The organism is Streptomyces sp. MI02-7b (assembly GCF_033793585.1).
GTDB lineage: Bacteria > Actinomycetota > Actinomycetes > Streptomycetales > Streptomycetaceae > Actinacidiphila.
Genome location: NZ_JARAWX010000024.1, coordinates 1 through 21,692 on the forward strand (window position 1 = coordinate 1; position 21,692 = coordinate 21,692).

The following is a 21,692-nucleotide window of genomic DNA, read 5'->3' on the forward strand; positions in this document are numbered from 1 at the left end:
ACCTCTCTCTGCTCTCGTTCTTTCCCCGAGCCCCGTCTCCGCGCCCCTCCCGCCCTCCTCTTGCAGCTTTTGCTTTCCTGCCGGGTTCCCCCCCCCCCCCCCCCCCCCCCCAACGGACTCCGTACGCGCTAGGAGCCCGCCCACCCCGCGGTGTTGGAGGAGGACTCGTACGAGTAGCGCGTCCGGCGTTCCCACTCCTCGCCGGTGATGTGCTCGTACGCCCGATCCGGGACGTACAACAACGCCTCCGCCCATACATGGCCAGTGACGAACGGCACGAACTCCGCCGGATCCCGAAGGACGGGGCTGTACGTGTCCCGTCCGGCGGGCAGATATGCGTGGCGCGTCGTCAGGCGTGTCGGCATACTGCATCGGTGATCGGTTCAGCGCTGCCTCACCTGCTGCGCCCTCGTGCTCTGCGGCCTGGGGATCTCGTCGTGATCGCATCCCTTTCCGGACCGCTCCACGCCGGGTACGAGCCCGACCTCGAGCAGGCCGTAGCCGTGCTCGAGGGGATGGGATTCCGCGTGCGCCGGGCACCGCTTCTCGAAGCAGGGCGGCACCGCTGGTGGAGCGCGGCTGCGCCGGCGGAGATCGCCGGCGAATTCAATGCGCTTCTGCGTGATCCTGAGGTGCGCGCCATCATCGCGCATGACGGCGGCCAGACGGCGCTCGGCTACCTCGACCTGATCGACGTCGAGGCGATCACCGCCGACCCCAAGCCCATCCTCGGCTACAGCGACATCTCGTTGCTGCATCTGGTGCTCTACGCGCGCACGGGCCTGGTCGGATTCCACGCCGACTTGGCCACCCCCGGACTCGGTGGCCACTGGCAGGCCGCGCCCGCCGCGCGCAGAGCGGAACTCGAGAAGCTCTACTCGACGCTGCTGACCGGTACGGAGCCGATCGGGGCGCTGCCGACCACACCGTCCTGGGAGTGCTGGCGTGCCGGTCGGACCGAAGGCCGGCTGATCGGCGGGGTGATCAATCGCATCGTGCTGGCGCAGGCGACGCGTTTCGCGCTGCCGCTCGAATGGTTCGACGGCGCGGTGCTGTTCTGGGAGGAGACGGGCGGCCAAGCGTCGTATGTGTGGAGCTATCTGCAGGTGCTGCGGCACTGCGGCATCCTCGATCGGATCTCGGGCATGGTCGTGGGCGTCCCGTACGCAATCGACGGACTCGACTCGCCCGACGCGTCCCCGACCCTGCCCGACCTGGTCCTCGACGTCCTCGGCGACCGTGACATCCCGGTGCTGGGCAACGTCGAGTTCGGGCACGCCGGCCCGAATCTGCCGATGCCGGTCGGCATCCGCGTCGCCCTCGATGCGCGGCAACGGAGTTTGTCGCTGCTCGAACCGGCGGTACGCCCGCTCATCGTGAGCGGACCGGGCGGCTGAGCACCGCGGATCAGGGCGCCGACGGCCTCGGCAGCGGCACGTCCAACCGCGGCAGGGGCGGCCGCAGTCGGCGCTGCAGAGGCGTCGCGCCGAAAACAGAAGCCCGAAGGCCTCTCCGTCGACATACTGAGAACGGCTGTCCCGTCGCCGAGGGAGAAGTGTCCATGGAGGACCCAGGGTTCACCGTGCTGGTGACCACATCCGGGAACGGCGGACAGCAGGCCCTGCGGGCGGTCGGAGCGGTGACCGGACTGAGCCTGTGGCGCAGCAAGCTTCTTCTGGGCAGCACCCCTGCGGTGGTTGTGGAGATGGTCCCGCTCGACATGGCCGTCGTCGCGGCCGGACGGCTGCAGGAGGCCGGCGTGTCCGCGGCCGTCCGCTGCACCTGGTGCGACAGGACAGTACCCAACGACGGGACACCGCTCGACCCGGGCCCCTGCACATCTCGCTACTGGCCGACCGCCCATTGCCGCGCGAACTCCATGACCAGTTGTGATGGCGATTTCTGCGACACCTACGGGCCCGTCGGCCTCACCCTCTGACACCGCGCCGGCGGAAGCGGCGGCGGCCGGAAGCCCAAGCCCTGGGCACAAGGGAGGCGAGGCAGCAGAGGCGAAGGCTCAGGAGCCTTCCGGCAGCCACGTTCCGAGTCGCACAACTGCGCTTCCACGGGCCGCACGCATCCAGCGTTGCGACGCACCACCTCGCACCCCTCAGGACGGGTAACCGCTGTCGCCAGGGGGTGCCAGGGGGCGCCATTGCCTGGGCCCCACGGATTCGTTCGCCTACCAGAGCGGGCCGGTGCACATGTGCTGGATGGTGGACGCCAGCGCCCGCTTCAGTACGTCGGCGTCCGCCCCGGCGATCGCGTCGAACACCAGCAGGTAGCGCCCCACGTGCAGGCCCAGCAGGTGGCTCGCCACCAGGGAAGCCCGCAGTTCGGCCCGCTCGGGGGCGATGGCCGTGACGATCGGATCCACCACGCAGGTGGTGAAGAGCTCCCGCATGAGTGTGGCCGCCTCCGGGCGCTCACACGCCGCGTGCAGCAGGGTGAGCGCGGTATTGGGGCGGCCGTCCTGCTCCCAGGTCTCCAGGAACACGTCGGCGAGACGTTCGCCGATGTGGTCGGGGCCCGTGGCGAGGACCTCGCGGACGACCGTGTCGGGGTCGAAGGGCCATTCGACGGTGGCGGCCAGCAGGCCCGCCTTCGAGCCGTAGAAGTGCACGACCAGCGAGGGCCTGACCCCCGCGTTCCTGGCGATCTCGCGCAGCGACGTCTGCGCGTAGCCCTTGTCGTCGAAGGCCGCACGGGCAGCCGCCAGGATCGTGGCGCGTGTCGCCTCGCCGTCCCGCGAACGCGTCGCACCGGGCGCCTGCGCTGCGGGGACGCCGGCGTCGGGAGGCGGGGTCTTCGTCGCTGCCATACCGGCAGTCTGGCACCGCCCGACTGAACATGTACAGTTGCTGTAGCCTACAACTGTACATGTACAGCAAGATGCGATCCCGGTGAACGCCTCCACTGATCGCCTGCTCCCGGTTGCCGGACGCGTCCGGCCGCGACGCGGCCGGCCTCCGTCGAGGCACGGCCGGCGTGGCCGTGTGCGTGGTGCCGGTTCCCCACGGCGGAACTCCGGACCGGGTGCACGTCCGTCCGCGCCGAACACATCCACGACCCCTGGGAGGTCTTCATGACAGTCAGTCAGCACAGCGGCAGGATCGCTCTCGTCACGGGCGCCGGCAGGGGGATCGGTGCGGCCACCGCCCGGTTGCTGGCATCCAGAGGCATGCGGGTGGTCGTGAACTACCTCAACAGTGAGCGGGACGCGGAAGCGGTGGTCGCGTCCATCAGGTTCGCCGGAGGCGAGGCGATGGCCGTCCAGGCCGACGTCCGTGACGCGGACGCGGTGGCCGGCATGATCGAGCGGGTCCGCGCCGAGATGGGCGAGGTGGACGTGCTGGTCCACAACGCCCTGATCCCGTTCGCCGTGAAGTCGTTCGAGCAGATGTCGTGGGACGAATTGGGCACCAAGCTGAACGAGGAGATGCGGGCCGCGTTTGTGGTGACCAAGGCCGTCGTCCCCGGCATGACAGCGCACGGCTACGGCCGGATCGTCTTCATGAGCACCGGGACGAGCCGGCAGCCCCGGGAGCGGATGATCGCGCTCGGAACCTCGAAGGCGGCCCTGAACCAGTTCGCCCGCTACGTCGCCCAGGAGATGGGCCCCCGCGGGATCACCGTCAACGTGGTGGCCGCAGGCCCGGTGGACGAGACCAGCATCGCCGAAGCCCTCGGCGACCTGCACAGGCAACGCCAAGCGGCGCAGACCGTGCTCGGCCGGATGGCCAAGCCCGACGACGTGGCCCGGGCCGTCGCCTTCTACGCGGGTGAGGACAGCGGCTTCATCACGGGCACGATCGCGGGAGTCAACGGCGGCGGGGCTTGGGACTGACCCTCGGAAAGAGCCCCCGGCGTGAACCGGTCATTCGATTGCACGGGGAAACTCCCGGACGTCCGGCCCCGACGCCGTTCCGTCCGGTGCCACAGCCTCGACCGTTTGCCACTGAACTCCGCCCGGTGACCGGCGCCCGCCGGACCGACCACCGGGCGGCACGTCCGATCGAAGGAGTCACTATGAAGCCCACGCACACCGCGCTGGTGGTGCAACCCGGTGAGGCGGCCGGGGCGTCGCTCACCGACGGCGCGTTCGAGCTGCTCGCCGACGGGGGTGCGGTCAGCGCCAGCAGGCTCACCCTCGCCACCGGTGCCGACGGGGCACCCCCGCACCACCACAAGCTGTCCCACGAGCTCTTCTATGTACTGGACGGGACGATGCTGTTCCGCCTCGGCGACACTCTGACCACGGTGGCAAAGGGCGGACTCGTCGTCGTACCGCCCGGCCTGCCGCACGTGTTCGGGGCCGCGGAGGGTGAGGTGGCCGACGTGGTCGTCGTGCTGAGCCCCGGTATCGAACGCTTCGGCTACTTCGAACAGCTGGCCGCCATCAGCCGCGGCGAGGCGGAGTTCGCGTCTCTTCTCCCCGAACAGCACCACTACGACGTGCACTTCGAGGACCTTCCCGACTGGCGGTCGGCTCCCTCGCGGTGATCCGGATCTCCGGCGCGTCGGCCGGGCCGGGCCGGCCTCGCGCCGCCGCGGGGCCGGCCCCCCAGGTCAGATCCAGGAGTCGAGCCACATGCGGGCGTGCCAGGCCGAGTAGGGGATCGTCTGCCCGGTGTAGATCGGGAAGAAGTAGATGAAGTTCCAGACGACGAGCAGGCCCAGCGTGCCCGCGGCGACGGTTCCCACGACGCGGCGTCGTTCGTCCGCGCCCGGGGGGCCGATGAGCGCGCCCAGGGCCATGGCGACGGCCAGGCACAGGTACGGGACGAAGGCGACGGCGTAGAAGGTGAAGATGGTGCGGTCCTGGTAGTTGAACCAGGGCAGGTAGCCGGCCGCCACCGCGCACAGGACGGCGCCGGCGCGCCAGTCCCGGCGCAGGGCCCAGCGGAAGAGGAGGTAGGCCAGCGCGAAGCAGGCCGCCCACCACAGTGCGGGGGTGCCGAGGGAGAGGATGGCCCGGGAGCAGCCCTCCGCGGCGCTGCAGCCGTCCTCGCCGAGTTTCGGGGACTGGTAGTAGAACGAGGTGGGGCGGCCGAGTACCAGCCAGCTCCAGGGGTTGGACTGGTACGGGTGCGGGGTGTGCAGGCCCACGTTGAACTGGTAGACCGCGTGCTCGTAGTGCCACAGGCTGCGCAGCGGGGCGGGGATCCACGACCAGGTGCCGCCGCGGCCGTCCGCCCAGTGGCGTCCGTAGCCGTCGTCGGTCATGAACCAGCCCGTCCAGGTCACCAGGTACGTCGCGACGGCGACCGGCAGCAGGGACAGGACGGAGGGGACGAAGTCCCTGCGCAGCACGGCGGCGTAGGGGCGTCGGGACCCCGCCAGGCGACGGGAGCCGAGGTCCCAGAGCAACGTCATGATCATGAAGAAGGCCAGGAAGTACAGGCCGTTCCACTTGACGGCGGAAGCGAGGCCGAGGAAGACGCCGGCCGCGATCCGCCAGGGCCGTACGCCCGTGCCGGTGCGGTCCCCTGTCGCGGCGTCAGGACCGGCGGAGCCGTCCGCGCCCACCGGGAGTGCGGCGGCCAGCCGGGCCCGCGCGCGGTCGCGGTCGATCAGCAGGGACCCGAAGGCCGCCAGGACGAAGAACATGACGAATATGTCGAGCAGGGCGACACGGCTCATCACGAAGTGCAGGCCGTCCACCGCCATGAGAGCGCCCGCGAGACAGCCCAGGGCCGTCGATCGGAACAGGCGCCGGCCTATTCGGCACAGCATCAGCACCGACACCGTGCCGACCAGGGCCGACATGAAGCGCCAGCCGAACGGGTCGAGACCGAAGCCCCATTCGCCGAGCGCGATCATCCACTTGCCCATCGGCGGGTGGGCGACGAACGTCCCGGGGTCGGTGAGCGGCAGGTTCGCGGAGTGGCCGAGGATGTCGGGGTCGGCGATCTTGCGGTCGGGCCAGGTGCCCTCGTACCCCAGCCGCAGCATGGACCAGGAGTCCTTGGCGTAGAACGTCTCGTCGAAGACCACGTCGTGCGGCCGGCCGAGGTTCCAGAAGCGGAGCAGCCCGGCGAACACGGCGACGAGCAGCGGCCCGAACCAGCCGGCCCGGGCCGTTCCGAACGGCGGCACCAGCCGCTCCCGGATGTCCGTCCAGGGGCGTGCCTCGTAGCCGAACGGCCTCAGTCCCCGCAGCCAGGCAGCCGGCCACCCGCCTCCGGCGGGACCCTGTCCGGCACGGGTCTGTGTCGCTGTGTGCGTCGTCACTCGGCCATCGTAGGGATCAGGAGCGGCACGGACGCCGCCGCCCCCGGGGACCGGGGACGTGACGGGTCACCAGACCTGGGCGAAACAGCCGATCATCGTCGCCACGGCGACGAGGCCCACGAGCACGGCGGCGAAGGTACGGGGCATGGTCATGGGGACTCCTTCTTCGGCGGGGGCTCCGGGCCGGTGCGCGGCCGCCTCGGACGAGGCGCCGCGCCGTCTCCCCGTGCTCCGCCGGTTCACGGTGCATCTCGGTTCCTGGGTGGCTCACAAGCCAGACATAACCAGTTGGACTGGTGACGATGCTGCGTCACGTCCGGCTTCCCTGTCAAGCGGTCGATGCGCGAGAATGCCGGTCGGCGCGGGGTGCTTGCCCGGAGCAGCATCACCTGTCAGAATGGTGACATGCTACACCGCTTCCCGTGCGGGACTCCGGCCCTCGACTTCGTCGGCACGCTGCGGGCCCGCCGCAACCCCGAACCCCGCGAGATGCTCACGACACCGGAGAGTCTCGACGCCTGGTTCAGCGAGTCCGGGATGGTGCACGCCGAGACGCGGTGCGATCAGGCCGATCTGGACGCCGCGGTGGACCTGCGCGAGGCGGTGTACACCCTCGTCCGCGCGGGCCTGCTGGGCCAGGACCGTGACGCCGCCGCGGTCGCCCTCGTCAACGACACGGCGCGGATGCCCTCCGCGGTCCCGCAGCTCACGGGCGAGGGACGGCGTGTGGAGGCGACCCCGCGGCAGGCCCTCTCCTCGCTGGCCCGCCAGGTGATCGACATCCTCAGCGGTCCGGAGGGGGCCCTGCTCAAGGAGTGCGGCCGGCCCGAGTGCACGCAGGTCTACATCGACCGCTCCCGCGGCTCCCGGCGCGAGTGGTGCGCCATGGAGACCTGCGGCAACAGGGTGAAGGCCGCCGCCTACCGGGCCCGCAAGAAGGCCTCCGGCGATCCGGTCGTGGCCGGCGCCGACCGCCGGGCGGACAGGGTCTAGGCCGACAGCAGCCCGCTGATGCAGGCGTCCCAGTCGATGTACCCCGACTCGGCGCCGAGGGGGACGAGAGCGATGGCGGCCGCCAGGAACGCGGCCAGCGCCCCCGTCGCCACCCGCAGCACGGCCGTGCCCGACTCCCCGCCCAGTCCGATCAGGGTGCATCCGTCGGCCCCGGGGCGTACGTGGACGTCGCCGGATCCGGAGGGCACGCGCAGGCCGGCGAGCAGCAGCTCGCGGGAGACCACCCACACCGCCTCCCCGGTGCCGGGCACCCTGCCGAAGCGCATGCGCACCGCGTAGGGCTCGTCGGCGCCGTACCGGCACTCGACGGACAGCTCCAGCGTCGGCCCGGGGCCCGCTCTCAGGCGCATGGGCAGCCGTTCGACGATCGATTCCGTTGCTTCCATGGGATGCCCCGTCTCCCGTGCCGGCACCGGCCGACGTCCACCACGACGATGGAATGCGTCTGCCCCCGCCGCCCGGCCACCGCGATGGAGGAACGGCGGGGATCGTGGGGAGGAACCGCGTGTGCCGCCCGGTGCGAGGGGTAGGCGCACCCACTCCCCCGGAACGGAGGAGATCGGCGGATGCGGAGGAGGCGGTCATGACCGACGACCCGATGGCGGACGACGTGTACCAGCCCACCGGCGGCAACGAGGAGCAGCAGGACGCGGCGCCCCTCGACCTCGAGGACGCGCTCGACGAACGCGACTACGACGACATCCTGGACGAGGGGTACTCCCCGCCCGAGCGGCCGCTGGGCCTGGACAAGGTGGGGGTCACCGCCGCCGAGCAGCGCGCCGGGGAGAGCCTCGACGAGCGTCTTGCCGAGGAGGTCCCCGACGACACGGTCTACCCCGGGGACGGGATCGGCGACCTGGCCGGAGGCGACGGCGAACCGGTCGACCCGCAGGCCGGGGCCGGGCGGGCGGGGCGTCTCGTCGCACCGGGCACGGGCACGGACGAGGACCCGGATTCCGACCTGTTCGCCGAGGACGTCGGCATCGACGGCGGTGCGGCCGGCGCCGAGGAGGCCGCCGTGCACATCGTCCCGGAGGACGACCCCTGGGAATGACCGGGGAGAGCGAGTGAGCGGCTCGGCAGCCGGTCTCACGCCGGACGGCGGCCCGCCTCAGGATGCGGTGCCGGCGTCCGGCATGTCGGCCCGGCCGCCGGGCCCCAGGACACCCGTGGCCCGGAACGGAGTCCGCTCGGCCAGCCGCGGCAGTTCCCGGCGGGAGAGCCGCAGGACGACGGACGGCAGCATCGCGCGCACCGGCTGGGCGGCCCGCAGCCACGGCGGCGCGTAGACCGCGGGGCCGCGGCGCTCGACGGCGTCGGTCAGACGCGCGGCCACGGACTCGACCGAGTACACCTTCCGCGCCGGTGGCGGCATGTGGGCCCGCAGCTCGCGCAGCACCGGGTGCTCGTCGGCGTCGCGGATCATGTCGGTGTCCGTCCAGTTCAGGTACGCGATGCCGACCGCCATTCCCTCGTGCGCGACCTCGGAACGCAGTGACTGCGCGAAGGACTCCACGCCCGCCTTGGAAGCGCAGTACGCGCTCATCAGGGGTGCCGCGCCGATGGAGGCGAGGGAGGCGACCTGGAGGAAGTAGCCCTGTGTGCGCAGCAGCGAGGGCAGGAAGACGCGGGCCGTGGTGGCGCTGCCGATGAGGTTGACCTCGATGACGCGGCGCCAGACGGCGGGGTCGGACTCCACGAAGGGACCGCCCTCGGCGATACCCGCGTTGGCGATCACGATCGCCGGATCCCCCATCCGCTCGGCCACCTCGACGGCGACGCGGCTCATGGTGGCGTCGTCGGTGACGTCGGCCTCCCAGCACAGCGCCTGCGTGGGCAGCGACGTGGCCACGGCCGCGAGGGCGTGCTGCTCGCGGCCCAGCAGGGCGACCCGGGCGCCGCGCCGGGCCAGTTCCCTGGCCAGGCCGGCACCGAGGCCGCGTGCGGCGCCGGTCACGACGGCGACACGGTCGTGCAGTACGGACTGCTTCACCGGTACTCCCCCGTCCTCGCCGCGGCGCACCGCCCGGCCGGATCACCTCGCCCGCGCCGTGCGGCCCGCCTGGGCGTCGTCGGTCGGTCCCCACCCACGATCCGCCTGCGGGTCGCGCCGCGCATCACGGGCCCCCCGGTGGGCCCTGTGCGGTGGCGAAAGCGGGGTAGACGGAAGGTAAGGACCCTCGAAGGGAGACGCGCGGTGGCCGACACATCGATGAAAGCCGTGGGCTGGGCGCGGTCCTTCCCGGTGTCCGGCGGGGTACGGGCGGGCCGGCGCTGGACCCGCGAGCATCTGGACACCCTGGAGTGGACCGAGGACGCCCCGGGCACGGTCGACGACATCCTGCTCACGGTGTCCGAGCTGATCACCAACGCCCATGTGCACGCCCGCAGCGACGCCGAACTCGTACTCACCTGGGACAGCCGGTGCCTGCACGTCAGCGTCCACGACTCGGGCGGTGAGATGCCCGCCCCGCGCCAGGCCGACGCGACCGCGACCGGTGGCCGCGGGCTGGCCCTGGTGGACGCCGTGGCCGACCACTGGCACACCCACTCCCGGCCGGACGGCAAGACGATCACCGCCTGCTTCACCCCGCCCGTCAGGCCGGAGGGTCCTGACTCCTGAGACGGCCGGCCCGCTCCCCCTCGCGGTCGGCCCAGCGGCGTACGACCGGGGCCAGGTAGTCCACCGCGCGGTCGCCGAGGGCAACCACGTCGCCCAGGGACCCGACGAACCCGATCCCGTCGAACTCCGGCTCCAGGCCCAGCGCGGTCTCGGACGCCACCAGGGCCGCGAAGCGTTCGCGCAGCAGGGCCTCGGGCCTCGGCGGGGCGAGGAACAGCACACCGACCGTGCCGTTGGCGGCGCGGGTGACGGCCCAGAGCGCCAGGTCGCCGGGCGGGACGACGGTGCCGGTCTCCTCGGCGAGTTCGCGGGCGGCGTGCCGGCGCAGCGCGGCCAGGTCCAGCGTCTCGTCAGCCGCCGGCGGTTCGGCGGATCCGCCGGGCAGCTGCCGACGGCGGAGGGCGGCGGTCCACGGCGCCATCCGGCCGATCAGCAGGCGTCCGTCCTCGTCGGGCTGCATCACGGCGACGAACAGCGAGGGAAGCCAGCCGGCCGCCCCGGGGAACCGGCGCAGGACGTGCCGCCGGTAGGTCGTCCTCGCCCAGGACAGGACGAGGGAGTCCGGACCCTCGCGGTCCAGCCCGACGCATGCCGCGACCGGCCCGTCGAAGAGCGCCGGTGCCGCCGCGACGGCCGCGTCCCAGGCACGGTCCATGGCCGACCGCAGGCCGGGCGGCAGCGCGGGGGTGTCGACCTCGACCATGCGGATGCGACGGGCCTCCAGCAGCACGACGCCGCGGGCGGGCGGCGGCACCGGCCCGGTCACGAGGCGGCCGCGGGCACCCGGACCGGGACCGGCCCGGCGAAGCCGGTGAACGTCATGACGCTCCGGTAGCGGCTGCCGTCGGGGTAGGCGAGGTCCTCCTCGAAGCGGGTGACCCGCCCTCCGGCGTCCACCCAGGCCGTGCACGAGACGCCCTTCGTCCCCGGGACGTCCTCACGTGGCGCGAGGATCGCGTAGGTGTGGGGGTCGACGTCCGCGAACGCCCCGGCGGCGATGAACCCGGAGAGCCGGTACAGCGGCCGGCCGCCGGCCCCCGCGCGGAGCCGGCGGCGGGCGTTGGCGGGCTGGCGGGCCAGCAGCTGGGCGACGGCGTGGACCTGCATGATCTGGTTTCCCGGCGGCGCCTTCGCGAGCGGGTCGCGCCACCAGCCCCGCACGGTCCGTCCGCGGTCGTCGACCTCGCGCACCCAGGCCCCGGTGGGCAGCAGCACCTCCTGGGCCTCCTTGTACCGGTCGGGTTCCACGGAGGAGATGGAGAACGCGCCGGTCGTGCGGGCGCCGAGGTTCAGGGTTCCCTCGACCCGCTGGGCCGGCGCGGACGGCGCGCCGGGGGCCCTCTCGGTGCGGAAGCGGGCCGAGTAGGGATGCGCGGCACGCCGGGCCAGGGCCTGTCCCACGGCGGAGTCCGGCAGCGGCGCCACGGTGCGCGGCGGGCGCGGGTCCGCCGTGTCCGGCGGACCGTCGCAGCCGGCCAGGACGAGCAGTGCGGCCAGGGCCGCGGGGCCGGTGAGGCGCAAGGCCGGCGGTGTCATGCGCGCAGTATGGCGCGCGCGGGTGTGCGGGAGGTGAGCCGCGGGCAACGGTTCCGATCCGGTCGCCGGTGGAGGCGTGCCGCTCAGGCCGGTCCCCGGCGGGCGGTCTGTTCCTCGCCCCGCCGGTGCGGGACGCCGGCTCGGGCCGCGGTCCTGGTGCCGGTCGCGTGCGCTGCGGGGACGCGCCGTTCCCGGGAAACACTGGTGGGTGCCCCCAGCTGCCGTTCGGCGGCACGGGCGTCGGAGCAGCGGCGGCGCACCGCCACCAATGCCACGTCGTCGTGGAGTTCCCCGTCCGTGTACGCGGTGAGGTCGGCCAGCAGGCGCTCGATGACCCGGTCCGGGCCGCCGTCCTTGGACAGGGAGGCGAACCGGTCCAGGGCCGGGTAGAAGACGCCGGCGGGGTCACGGGCCTCCAGGAGACCGTCGGTGTGGAGGAGCAGGATGTCGCCGACCTCGAAGCGGAAGGTGTCGACGCGGAAGTCCTGTCCGGGGTTCGCGACGCCCAGCGGGGGCGCCGGATGGGTCAGGTCGAGCACGTCCACCTCGTGGCCGCGCGCGAGCATCGGATGCGGGTGGCCGCAGCTGATGACACGGACGACCGGGACGTTGTCGGGGATCTCGGCCACGAGCACGGTGACGAAGCGCTCGCCGGCATGGGCGTCCCGTTCGCCGGCCTGCTCGAAATGGCGGGCCATGCTCGCCTCCAGCGCGATGGCGACCCCCTTGAGGAAGGTGTCGCGGTGCGCCGCCTCGCGGAAGGCGCCCAGGACGGTGGCGGCGTCGTCGACGGCCGCCAGGCCCTTGCCCCGGACGTCGCCGATCAGCAGGCGGACGGCGCCCTCGACCCGCTCCGCCGCGTAGAGGTCGCCGCCGATGCGCGCGTGGGCCGCGGCCGAGCGGTAGGCGGTGGCCATGTCCACGCACCCCACGCGGCACGGAAGCGGCCGCAGCAGAGCGCTCTGCGCGGTCTCCGCGACCGAGCGGACGGCCCTCAGCGTCTGCCGGTCCGTGTGCCGCATGCGCCAGAAGGCCAGCACGAGTCCGCACACCACGAGCAGGTCCAGCACGTGGATGGGCAGGATCGGCGAGTGGCCGAGGCCGTCGTGGAGGTCCACCGCCACGGAGCCGGCGCACGCCAGGACGGTCATGTGGATGGTGGCGAGCGCGCTGTAGAGCGTCGCGGTCAGGGCGGGCACCGCCACGAGCAGCGAGGCCAGGTGCACGTCCATCGGGATGAGCAGGCTCAGGAGGGTGATGACGAGCAGCACGGCCGCGGCGAGGGCGAGGGGCGCCTGCCGTCGCAGGAGCGGTCCGAGGGCTCTGTACACCGGTTGCCGCGGCGCGGCGGGCTCTGCCCAGGCCGCCGCGGGTCGTGACCGACCCGAACTCGTCATCGGAACCTCCGACCGCGCCGTCGAGGCGCTGTTCCCTTGGTCAGCACGGTGGAATGTCGGAAATATTTCCCTTTGCGGATTTATTCGGCATCCAGTGCCGAAGTCGTCCCGGTGCGGGCACCGTCTTCCACCCGGCCCGTCCGGCGGGCCGTCCGCGGATCCGCTGCCTGGCCTCACGGTGTGATCGCGCCCTGGGACCGCAGACGTTTCCTGGAAGGGGTGTCGGCAGTGGGCGCGGCGGCCTTCGCGGGTGGCTGCTGGGCCTCGCGGCGCCCGCCGCACCTGGGCGCGGGCACGGGTCTGGACGTACGCGCCGAGAACGCGCGACCGGGTGACCGCGACTGGGAGCTAGCGCCCACCTGTCGGCTGTCGTCAGCCGCGCGCGCGTCCCGATCCCACCGGGTTCCCGTCGGCCCGCGTGATGCGCCGCCCGGGGCGGCGACCCCTGCCGGGCGGTTCCCGGGCCGGTACCGTACCGACTGGACGGTACCCCGCCTGATGGTCCACGACCCGACCGAGGAGCCCCGCATGCCGCGTGCGAAAGCCAACGGGATGGAGATCGAGTACGACACCTTCGGCAGCCCAGGGCATCCCGCCCTGCTGCTCGTCATGGGTCTGGGCGCACAGATGACCACATGGCGGCCGGAGTTCTGCACCGCCCTGGCGGAGCAGGGCTTCTTCGTCGTCCGCTTCGACAACCGCGACAGCGGGCTGTCTACCGGCCTCGACGGGCACGGTGTGCCGGACATCGGCGCGGTCCTGCGCGGCGACACCTCCGGCGTGCCGTATCGGCTCGCCGACATGGCACAGGACGCCGCCGACCTGCTCGGTGCCCTGGACATCCCGGCCGCCCACGTCGTCGGGGCGTCCATGGGCGGCATGATCGCCCAGCAGTTGGTGATCGACCACCCGGAGCGCGTGCTGTCGCTCTGCTCGATCATGTCCACCACCGGGGACCGCTCCGTGGGCCGTGCCTCCGAGCGGGCCCGGGCCGTCATGCCCGGCCCCGACGCCGCGTCCCTGGACCGCGACGGGGTCATCGCCGCCGGCGTCCGGCGCGCCGCGGTGATCGGCTCGCCCGGCTACCCCGTCGCGGAGGACGCGCTCCGCGAGCGCGTCACCGCCGCCCTCGACCGCGCGCACCGCCCGGACGGCTACACCCGCCAGTACGCGGCCATCCTCGCCTCCCCCGACCGCACCGCCGGGCTCCGCTCCGTCACCGTCCCGACCCTGGTCGTCCACGGCGAGGACGACGGCCTGGTGGACCGCAGCGGGGGCGAGGCGACGGCCGCCGCCGTCCCCGGCGGCGAACTCCTGCTCTTCCCCGGCATGGGCCACGACCTGCCCGAGGCACTGTGGCCGTCGATCATCACCGCCGTCGCCCGCAACGCCTCCCGGGCGGGGTGAGGCCAGGCCGCCCCGGGGTGCCGGCGAGGGGGTCCGGCAGTACCCCTTTGCCGCCGGGGCGGCCGGAAGGCGCGGCGTAGCGTGGAGACATGGACGACCAAGCGGACCCCCGCGGGGGCGAACTCGGCGAGTTCCTGCGCTCCCGCCGGGCGAAGATCTCCCCCGAACGGGCGGGCCTGACGCCGGCACCCACGGCGCGGCGGGTGCCGGGACTGCGCCGTGAGGAAGTCGCCCAGCTGGCGGGGGTCAGCGTCGACTACTACGTGCGGCTGGAGCGCGGCCGTGCCGTCAACGTCTCCGAGAGCGTGCTCGACGCGATCGCCCGCGCGCTGCAGCTGACCGGCGACGAGCGAGGCCACCTGTTCCGGATCGCCAAGCCGGTGCGCAGCCGTCCGCGCCCCGTACCCGCGCAGCGGGTGCGTCCGGGGCTGTACCGGATCCTCGACACGCTGACGGAGGTCCCGGCCCTGGTCGTGGGGCGCCGCACGGACGTCCTGGCCACCAACCGGCTGGCCCGTGCGCTCTACACGGACTTCGACGCGCTGCCGCAGCGCGAGCGCAACATGGCGCGGTTCATCTTCCTCCACGACGAGGCACGGACGCTGTACGAGGACTGGGAGGGCGTCGCCCGCACCACCGTCGCCGCCCTCCACCTCTACGCGGGGGAGCACCCGCACGACGCCCGCCTCACCGAACTGGTCGGCGAACTCTCCCTGCGGGACAGGGACTTCCGTACCTGGTGGGCCGCGCACGACGTGGAGCGCCGCACCTTCGGCAGGAAGCTGTTCCACCATCCGGTGGTGGGCGACCTCACCCTCGACTACGAGGCCCTCGCGGTCACCGGTGACGCCGATCAGGTCCTCGGCATCTACACGGCCGAGCCCGGTTCCTCCTCCGAGCAGGCCCTCGCCCTCCTCGCCTCATGGAGCGGCGACCCTGCCCCGCGGCCCCGGTTCACGGGTTCCTGACCGCACGCGCGCCGCGCTCGCGGGCGCTCCTTCGTCTCGTAGGGTCGGCACAGCAGACCGGCAGGGGGCAGGGAAACGATGCCGCAGCACCGCGAGGACGAGAGCGCCGACGAGGTGGCCGCCCGCTACGGGCTGGAGCCGCTGCCGTTCGAGGGCGGCCGGTTCCGCCGCACATGGGCGGGACCGCCGGACGGAACAGGGCGCCCGGCGGGCTCCGCGATCCTGTTCCTGCTCAGTCCCGACGAGGACGGCTTCTCCGCACCGCACCGGCTGCCCGCCGACGAGGTGTGGCACTTCTACCGGGGCGACCCGGCCGAACTCCTGCTGCTCGCACCGGACGGGCGCTCGCGCACCCTGCTGCTCGGCGACGAGGCCGACCGCCGGGTGCAGTGGGCGGTGCCGGCCGGGACGTGGATGGCGGCACGGGTCGCACCCGGCGGACGCTGGTCGCTGTGCGGGACGACCATGGCACCCGGTTTCGTCCCCGCGGACTTCGAGGCCGGCGACCCCGGCATGCTGGCCGCCCGCTATCCCGCGCACGCCGCACTGATCCGCGCTCTGAGCCGTCCGGCGGGCGCCGCCGGACGCGCGGCAGCCGACAGCACGCACAGGGAGCAGGAATGACCGGAAGCCCCGGCTTCGGCCTCACCGGACAGGTCGCCCTCGTCACCGGGGCCAGTGGCGGCATCGGGACGGGCGTCGCCCGGTGCCTCGTGGACGCGGGCGCGTCGGTCGTGCTGCACGCCCACCGCCGGGCCGACGCCGTCAAGGCCCTGTCCGCCGGCATCACCGCCGCGGGCGGCAGCGCCCGCACACTGAGCGCGGACCTGACCCGGCCGGACGAGACGGGTGAACTCGTCGCGGCCGCGGCCGCCTGGGGCGGACGGCTGGACGCGGTCGTCCACTGCGCGGGCATCCAGCCGGTGCGGGAACTCGCCGGGATGGACGACGCCGCATGGCGCGAGGTCATCGACGCGAATCTCCACGCGGCCTTCGGGGTGGTGCAGGCCGCCGCCGCGCACATGTCCCGGCAGGGCGGCGGTTCGATCACCGCCATCGCCTCCGTCGAGGGCGGCCGCCCCGCCCACGGTCACGCCCACTACAGCGCCGCCAAGGCCGCGCTGATCATGTTCACCCGGGCGGCCGCCGGCGAGTACGGGCCCATGGGAATCCGCGTCAACACCGTCTCCCCCGGTCTCATCGACCGCCCGGGCCTGGCCGGGGACTGGCCCGACGGAGTGCACCGCTGGACCGCGGCCGCGCCCCTGGAGCGCCTCGGCACCCCCGTGGACGTCGGCGCGGCCTGCGTCTTCCTCGCGTCCCCCGCCGCCTCCTGGATCACCGGCCACGACCTCGTGGTCGACGGCGGGATCGGGGCGCGCCCCGGCTGGTGACCGGCCGCCCCGGACCCACCGGTCCGGGGCGGTCCGTCGTCACGCCGTGGCGGCCGGGACCGGCTTCGTGGCCGGCGCCGCGGGTTTCGCGGGCGTCGCCGGCTGCTCGTCGCGGTAGAAGATGTCGATGTCGACCTCCTCGCCGCCGACGATCAGCGTGTCCCACGGCCCGCTGTCGATCAGGGTGCGCAGGGTCTCGCTCCTGAGCGTCTCCAGGTGCGCCCGCAGCGTCTCGTCGTCCGGCATGCCGGGTATGCGCGGCGCGAGACGGTCGCGGATCGCGCGGAGCTGCTCCATGAGGCCGTCGATGTCGGACGCGCGGTCCAGTTCCCCGTCCAGGGCGGCGGTCTCGGCGATGCTCTGGGCGATGACCTCCTTGATGGCACGGCTGACGCCGTTCTCGTCCGTGGTGATCATGGCGTTCCAGGCGCGGCTCTTGTGCCGGTACTGGAGCATCGACATGGCCGCCTCGTGCCGGACGAAGTCGGCGTCGCGGAGCGGCCGGCCGCGCCAGGTGCCGCTGAGCGTACGGGCGAGGGAAATGGCCGAGCCCAGGCCGCTGTTGAGGCCGCGCCCGGGCCAGAAGTGGATGGCGTTGGCTGCGTCGCCGAGCAGGAAGCCGTACGTGCCAGGGGTGGACGAGGTGCCCGGGTAGAGGCGGGCGGTGAAGCGGGGGCGCTGCACCATGTCCAGCCGGAAGGCGGTGACCGCGCTCAGGTCGTCCTCGGGCACTCCGAAGAGCGCCAGGCCTTCCTTGACCCGCTTCCACAGGGCCGAACCCCTGATGAGCGCGGGCAGGAAGAGGGTGCTGTGGGTGGAGCAGTGGAAGTCGCCGTGCTCGTCGCGTCCCATGACGCAGGGGCGGGAGGCGATGCACTCCTCGAAGACCTGCCGGACGGGGTCGATGCCGACGACCTCCTTGGCCTCGGCGTCGGTGAGGCGCATGTTGAGGAAGCCCTCGCCGCGCAGGGCGTTGAGCAGGAAACGATTCTGCGCCACGGTCAGCAGCACGGTCATCGGGTCGGACAGCCCGGACTTGACGCGCAGTCCGAGGACGACGTCCTGGATGTGCTCGCCGGCCAGGGAGTAGATCGACTTGTCCGCGGTGCCGAACTTCTCGGTGAAGTACTCGCGGGTGCGGGACCGGCCGCCCTCGCAGATCGCGAGCACGTGGTCCTTGGCGACGCTCTCGCGGTGCTCGATCGCGTCGAAGCGGGCGGGCACCAGGCGGATGCGCTCCCGCTTCTCGTTCGCGAGGGCGAGCAGGGTGTCCTCGATGTAGGCGATGCGTATGTTGCGGGGGCTGAAGCCGCGGATGGAGTCGGGTCCGGCCGGCCACATCTCGGTGTAGGTGCCCTCCGTGAACAGCCGGGCCTGGACCTCCTCGGGAAGGTTCAGGTACTGGCGGCTCTGCACGGTGACGACCTGCTGCCGGCGGACATTGCCCTGTCCCTCGCTCTTCCACACGACCCGGTCGCCGTCCTGCGTCCAGCGGCCGTCGTAGACGGTGACGGAGACCCGGCGGCCCATCAGGTGCTCCAGCAGCAGGGCGAACGACAGGCCCACCGGGCCGCCGCCCGCCACCGTCACGTTCAGCACCGGGCCGGGCTCCTCGGGCTCGGCCGGCGTCATCAGCGACTGCAGGAGGGAGAGATCGAGGATCGTCTCCATCGGGTCGGCCGCCTCGAAGCAGAAGGTCTCCTCACCGATGGCGATGAGGTCGCCGGGCTGGAGCACGTGCGAGGTCACGCGTTCCCCGTTGACCCGCGTCCCGTTGCTGCTGCCCCGGTCGTAGAGCACGAAGCCGTGGTTCTCGCGACGCACCTCCGCGTGGAACCGCGAGGCGCTGACACTCGCGATCACCACCGTGTTCTCGGCCTTGCGGCCGAAGGTGAGGGGCTTCTCGCCGATACCGAACCTCTCCCCGGCCAGAGAGCCTTGACGCCCAACAATCTCAGGAGGCATAGGTCACTCATTTCCACGTCACAGTACCGATGAGAACAACGCGGGCACCGGCCGCCGAACCGCTGCGCGCCGCGTCACGCCACACGCCGGCCACCCCTCGTCCACCGGGTCCACGTGCACCGGTCCCCGATCGGTTCACCGGCTCCCGCGCCCCGGACCCGCCCTGATCATCCCGCACCGGGGAAGCCCTGCCCACCTCCCACGCACCGCCATCTGTCAGCCCTGGGCGACAGTTTCCTCCGAAGTGGCGCCAAATCGACTTATCGAAGCTCCAGTTGTCCGAAAGTCGACAAGTGGGCTGCCCGGAACCCGTCCCCGCGTCATCACCGAGTGCCCTGCGGTGCGGGCGACATGGATGCGCCGCAGAGGCGGGGCTCCCGGAGCGTCCGGTGGGGCGTCGTCACACCGGAGGCCGCGCCACGGTCGGGTGGCGAGGAGGAGAGGGGCCGCACCGGCGACCGGGGGGGGTGGGTAGTCGTCGGTGCGGCTCTGGGGAGCGTCTGCCCCGGCTCCGGCGTTCCATTCCGGCTCCCGGCCGGTGTCCCGCCCGGGAGATTCACGCCCTCATCGCGTGACGGCGGCGTCCAGGAGCGGGGCGAGCTCGCCGGCGACGGTGGTGAGGGCGCGTACGTCCCGTTCCGCGCGGGCGATCACGAGAGCGCCCTCGATGGCGCTGATCATCAAGGTGGCGAGCGGTTCGGCCCGCTCCCCCGGCACGCCCATGTCGCGCAGGGCCGCCGCGACCGGTCCGGTCCAGGTCGCGAACGCGGCGGCCGCGGCGGCGCGCACGGAGTCGGTGGAGCCGGCGCAGTCGACCGTGGCGGCGGCGACGGGGCACCCCGCGCCGAAGCCGGAGGCGCGGAACTCGTCGGTCCACTGGGCGACCATGGCGGCGAACAGGCCGCCCGGTGTCGGCTCGGGCAGACCGGCGAGGAAGCGGGCCACCCGGTTCCCGGCGTAGCGGCCGGCCCAGGCTACGGCCTCGTTGACCAACTGCTCCTTGCCGCCCGGGAAGTAGTGCTGCAGGGAACCGCGGGGGGCCTCCGCGTGGACGGCCACCTCGCGCATGCCCGTCGCCGTGACACCGCCGCGCCTGATGAGCTGCGCGGCACTGAAGACCATGCGCTCGCGCGGCCCGCGCCCGGATCCCGCCATGACCCACCTCCCGACTGCGCCCACGACCTGGCCGACGCCCGCGCCGCGGGGCAGTGCGGTCCCGCGGACGGGGTGGCGGCAGGCGCCACGATCACTATTATGACAGCCGTCATAACAGTCGGGATGGACCGGTCGGAACGGCGGTGCGTGATGGACGTGGGATTCATCGGCCTGGGGATCATGGGGCAGCCCATGGCCCTGAACCTGGCCGGGTCCGGAGTGCCGCTGGCCGTCTGGAACCGCACCGCGGAACGATGCGAGCCGTTGCGCGCGGCCGGCGCCCACGTGGCCGCCGGGCCCGACGAGGTCTTCGCCCGGTGCCGGGTCGTGGTCCTCATGCTGGCCGACGGTCCCGCGATCGACGCCGTACTGGACCGCGGCGGGCCCGCGTTCGCGTCCCGGGTCGCCGGGCATGCCGTCGTCCACATGGGCACCACCTCGCCGGAGTACTCCCGCGCGCTGGAGGCCGACGTCCGGGCCGCCGGCGGCGCCTATGTGGAGGCACCGGTGTCCGGCTCCCGCAAGCCCGCGGAGGCGGGGCAGCTGGTGGGAATGCTCGCCGGGGAGCCCGCCGCGGTCGAGGAGGTACGGCCGCTGCTCGCGCCCCTGTGCCGGGAGACCTTCGTCTGCGGGCCCGTTCCGGGCGCGCTGCTGATGAAGCTGTCGGTCAACCTGTTCCTGATCACGCAGGTCACGGGACTCACCGAGGCGTTCCACTTCGCGGAGCGGCAGGGCCTGGACACCGGGCAGTTCCTCGACGTCCTCGACGCCGGGCCGATGGCCAGCGCCGTGTCCCGGATGAAGGCGCCCAAGCTGAGGGAGCGGGACTTCGCCGCCCAGGCCGCCGCCGCCGACGTGCTGCACAACAACCGCCTCATCGCGGAGGCCGCGCGCCGCGCGGCACTCGCCTCACCGCTGCTGGACGTCTGCCACGCCCTCTTCGAGGAGACCGTCGAACAGGGCGACGGCCACCGGGACATGGTGGCCGTGCTCCGCGCGATCGAGGCCCGCACGACCGCGGGCGACCGCCGCGGGGCCGCGGCCGCGGGCCTGAGGGAAGGTGCACGGCCGTGACCGGCACCGACGCCTCCGCGACCCCGCCCCCGACCGCCCGGCGCATGTGGTGGCTCCTCGAACCCGTCCACTCCGTCACCTACTTCGCCCCCGAGGCACGTGCCGCCTCCGAGGCTGCCGGGCTGCGCGGCTTCTGGCGCGGCTACTTCGCCTGCCGCGCGGCGCCCCTGGGCCCCGTCGGCGCGGCCCCGGTCACCGCCGCCTTCTTCGCCTTCGCCCCGGGCATGGTGGCCCGCGCCCTGCCGGGTGTCTGGCAACTGGCCATGCCGGAGACGGCATTGGCGGTGCGTGCCCGGGGCGCCGGCGCCGCGCTGCGCCGGCTGCTCGCCGGGCACGAACCGGCGGCCGAGGAGGCGGTGGCCCTGCTGCGCCCGGTCACCGGCGCGCTCGACATCGCCGGCCGCGTCCTGGCCGCCGCCAACGCGGCCCTGCCGCTGCCGGCCCACCCTCTCGACGAGCTCTGGCACCACGCGACCGTGCTCCGCGAACACCGCGGTGACGGCCATGTCGCCGCCCTCGTCACGGCGGACCTCGACGGCTGTGAAGCCCTGGTCCTGCGCTCGGGCATCGACCTGCCCCGCGGCGAACTCCAGCCCCACCGCGGCTGGACCGACGACGAATGGACCGCCGCCCGCGCCCGCCTCACCGCCCGCGGCCTGCTCGACGCCGACGGCGTTGCCACCGACGACGGCCGGGCCGCCCACCGGTCCCTCGAAGCCGCCACCGACCTCGCCGCCGCCCGCCCCTGGTCCGCGCTCTCCCCGGCAGACCTCGACCGGCTCTCCGCCGTCCTGTCGGCCCCGGCCCACGCCTGCGCCGCGGCGCTCCCCTACCCCAACCCCACCGGGGCTCCGGCACCTTGAGGGTGCGGCCCGGGGAACGGCGGCGGCCGGCGGCCCGTTGTCGGTCCGGGGAGGACGCTCGG

Annotated in this window: 24 protein-coding genes; 13 read left to right on the forward strand and 11 right to left on the reverse strand. The window is 73.2% G+C overall.

Features of this window, described 5'->3' with window-relative positions; translation table 11 throughout:
- Window positions 1–128 precede the first annotated feature (128 nt).
- Window positions 129–365 carry a hypothetical protein gene (locus tag PV364_RS31460; RefSeq protein ID WP_319663882.1) on the reverse strand — a complete coding sequence of 79 codons (237 nt, stop codon included), beginning with the start codon at window positions 363–365 and terminating at the stop codon, window positions 129–131.
- Between the two features lie 9 nt (window positions 366–374).
- Between PV364_RS31460 and PV364_RS31465 the strand changes: the two genes are divergently transcribed.
- The gene (locus PV364_RS31465; RefSeq protein ID WP_319663884.1) at window positions 375–1,397 is read left to right on the forward strand and encodes a S66 peptidase family protein; all 1,023 of its coding nucleotides are present in this window, start codon (window positions 375–377) and stop codon (window positions 1,395–1,397) included.
- 164 nt (window positions 1,398–1,561) lie between these two features.
- Window positions 1,562–1,939, forward strand: a complete 378-nt coding sequence (locus PV364_RS31470) for a hypothetical protein (protein ID WP_319663885.1) — start codon at window positions 1,562–1,564, stop codon at window positions 1,937–1,939.
- Between the two features lie 243 nt (window positions 1,940–2,182).
- Here PV364_RS31470 and PV364_RS31475 read toward each other — a convergent pair whose 3' ends face one another.
- Window positions 2,183–2,821 carry a TetR family transcriptional regulator gene (locus PV364_RS31475; protein ID WP_319663887.1) on the reverse strand — a complete coding sequence of 213 codons (639 nt, stop codon included), beginning with the start codon at window positions 2,819–2,821 and terminating at the stop codon, window positions 2,183–2,185.
- A gap of 264 nt (window positions 2,822–3,085) precedes the next feature.
- On the opposite strand from PV364_RS31475, the gene PV364_RS31480 reads away from it, so the two are divergent.
- Window positions 3,086–3,847 (forward strand): SDR family NAD(P)-dependent oxidoreductase, encoded by a 762-nt coding sequence (locus PV364_RS31480; protein WP_319663888.1) that lies wholly within the window; start codon window positions 3,086–3,088, stop codon window positions 3,845–3,847.
- A 182-nt stretch (window positions 3,848–4,029) separates the two neighbouring features.
- Complete coding sequence (locus tag PV364_RS31485; protein ID WP_319663889.1) at window positions 4,030–4,503, forward strand: cupin domain-containing protein; 474 nt, start codon at window positions 4,030–4,032, stop codon at window positions 4,501–4,503.
- A gap of 66 nt (window positions 4,504–4,569) precedes the next feature.
- Here the strand turns inward: PV364_RS31485 and PV364_RS31490 are convergent, their stop codons facing one another.
- Together PV364_RS31490 and PV364_RS31495 are read right to left on the reverse strand one after the other, a co-directional pair.
- On the reverse strand, window positions 4,570–6,234 hold the full coding sequence (locus PV364_RS31490; protein ID WP_401978385.1) for a dolichyl-phosphate-mannose--protein mannosyltransferase: 1,665 nt from the start codon (window positions 6,232–6,234) through the stop codon (window positions 4,570–4,572).
- A gap of 66 nt (window positions 6,235–6,300) precedes the next feature.
- Window positions 6,301–6,477 carry a hypothetical protein gene (locus PV364_RS31495; RefSeq protein WP_319663890.1) on the reverse strand — a complete coding sequence of 59 codons (177 nt, stop codon included), beginning with the start codon at window positions 6,475–6,477 and terminating at the stop codon, window positions 6,301–6,303.
- Between the two features lie 162 nt (window positions 6,478–6,639).
- Here PV364_RS31495 and PV364_RS31500 point away from each other — a divergent pair, with 162 nt between their 5' ends.
- Window positions 6,640–7,227, forward strand: coding sequence for a CGNR zinc finger domain-containing protein (locus PV364_RS31500; protein ID WP_319663891.1), 588 nt, complete (start codon window positions 6,640–6,642; stop codon window positions 7,225–7,227).
- Here PV364_RS31500 and PV364_RS31505 read toward each other — a convergent pair.
- A complete protein-coding gene (locus tag PV364_RS31505; RefSeq protein WP_319663892.1) occupies window positions 7,224–7,634 on the reverse strand; it encodes an SsgA family sporulation/cell division regulator in 411 nt (136 codons plus the stop codon). The genes PV364_RS31500 and PV364_RS31505 overlap by 4 nt on opposite strands.
- Before the next feature lie 197 nt (window positions 7,635–7,831).
- On the opposite strand from PV364_RS31505, the gene PV364_RS31510 reads away from it, so the two are divergent.
- Window positions 7,832–8,302, forward strand: coding sequence for a DUF5709 domain-containing protein (locus PV364_RS31510; protein ID WP_319663893.1), 471 nt, complete (start codon window positions 7,832–7,834; stop codon window positions 8,300–8,302).
- Window positions 8,303–8,359: 57 nt separating this feature from the next.
- On the opposite strand, the gene PV364_RS31515 is transcribed toward PV364_RS31510, so the two are convergent.
- Window positions 8,360–9,241 carry an SDR family oxidoreductase gene (locus PV364_RS31515; RefSeq protein WP_319663894.1) on the reverse strand — a complete coding sequence of 294 codons (882 nt, stop codon included), beginning with the start codon at window positions 9,239–9,241 and terminating at the stop codon, window positions 8,360–8,362.
- A gap of 204 nt (window positions 9,242–9,445) precedes the next feature.
- Between PV364_RS31515 and PV364_RS31520 the strand changes: the two genes are divergently transcribed.
- On the forward strand, window positions 9,446–9,871 hold the full coding sequence (locus tag PV364_RS31520; protein WP_319663895.1) for an ATP-binding protein: 426 nt from the start codon (window positions 9,446–9,448) through the stop codon (window positions 9,869–9,871).
- On the opposite strand, the gene PV364_RS31525 is transcribed toward PV364_RS31520, so the two are convergent.
- The 3 genes from PV364_RS31525 to PV364_RS31535 all read right to left on the reverse strand — a co-directional run bounded on the left by PV364_RS31525 (window position 9,846) and on the right by PV364_RS31535 (window position 12,738).
- Window positions 9,846–10,637, reverse strand: coding sequence for an NUDIX hydrolase (locus PV364_RS31525; RefSeq protein ID WP_319663897.1), 792 nt, complete (start codon window positions 10,635–10,637; stop codon window positions 9,846–9,848). The two genes, PV364_RS31520 and PV364_RS31525, sit on opposite strands and share 26 nt — an antisense overlap.
- Complete coding sequence (locus PV364_RS31530) at window positions 10,634–11,407, reverse strand: hypothetical protein (RefSeq protein ID WP_319663898.1); 774 nt, start codon at window positions 11,405–11,407, stop codon at window positions 10,634–10,636. Before PV364_RS31530 ends, PV364_RS31525 begins: the two co-directional genes overlap by 4 nt.
- Before the next feature lie 83 nt (window positions 11,408–11,490).
- Window positions 11,491–12,738, reverse strand: a complete 1,248-nt coding sequence (locus tag PV364_RS31535; protein WP_319663899.1) for a PP2C family protein-serine/threonine phosphatase — start codon at window positions 12,736–12,738, stop codon at window positions 11,491–11,493.
- Window positions 12,739–13,332: 594 nt separating this feature from the next.
- Here PV364_RS31535 and PV364_RS31540 point away from each other — a divergent pair.
- From PV364_RS31540 to PV364_RS31555, 4 genes are all read left to right on the forward strand, one after another.
- Entirely contained in the window at window positions 13,333–14,211 is an 879-nt protein-coding gene (locus PV364_RS31540) for an alpha/beta fold hydrolase (RefSeq protein WP_319663900.1), read from the forward strand.
- An 89-nt stretch (window positions 14,212–14,300) separates the two neighbouring features.
- Window positions 14,301–15,179: a helix-turn-helix transcriptional regulator gene (locus PV364_RS31545; protein ID WP_319663901.1), complete on the forward strand. Its 879-nt coding sequence runs from the start codon at window positions 14,301–14,303 to the stop codon at window positions 15,177–15,179.
- Window positions 15,180–15,257: 78 nt separating this feature from the next.
- Window positions 15,258–15,803, forward strand: a complete 546-nt coding sequence (locus tag PV364_RS31550; protein WP_319663903.1) for a cupin domain-containing protein — start codon at window positions 15,258–15,260, stop codon at window positions 15,801–15,803.
- Complete coding sequence (locus PV364_RS31555; protein ID WP_319663904.1) at window positions 15,800–16,573, forward strand: SDR family NAD(P)-dependent oxidoreductase; 774 nt, start codon at window positions 15,800–15,802, stop codon at window positions 16,571–16,573. Before PV364_RS31550 ends, PV364_RS31555 begins: the two co-directional genes overlap by 4 nt.
- Before the next feature lie 39 nt (window positions 16,574–16,612).
- Here the strand turns inward: PV364_RS31555 and PV364_RS31560 are convergent, their stop codons facing one another.
- Both PV364_RS31560 and PV364_RS31565 read right to left on the reverse strand, forming a co-directional pair.
- Window positions 16,613–18,538 (reverse strand): FHA domain-containing protein, encoded by a 1,926-nt coding sequence (locus tag PV364_RS31560; RefSeq protein ID WP_319663905.1) that lies wholly within the window; start codon window positions 18,536–18,538, stop codon window positions 16,613–16,615.
- Window positions 18,539–19,102: 564 nt separating this feature from the next.
- On the reverse strand, window positions 19,103–19,693 hold the full coding sequence (locus PV364_RS31565; protein WP_319663906.1) for a TetR/AcrR family transcriptional regulator: 591 nt from the start codon (window positions 19,691–19,693) through the stop codon (window positions 19,103–19,105).
- Window positions 19,694–19,843: 150 nt separating this feature from the next.
- On the opposite strand from PV364_RS31565, the gene PV364_RS31570 reads away from it, so the two are divergent.
- Window positions 19,844–20,767, forward strand: coding sequence for an NAD(P)-dependent oxidoreductase (locus PV364_RS31570; protein ID WP_319664019.1), 924 nt, complete (start codon window positions 19,844–19,846; stop codon window positions 20,765–20,767).
- Between the two features lie 44 nt (window positions 20,768–20,811).
- A complete protein-coding gene (locus PV364_RS31575; protein WP_415924630.1) occupies window positions 20,812–21,630 on the forward strand; it encodes an SCO6745 family protein in 819 nt (272 codons plus the stop codon).
- The last annotated feature ends 62 nt before the right edge of the window (window positions 21,631–21,692 follow it).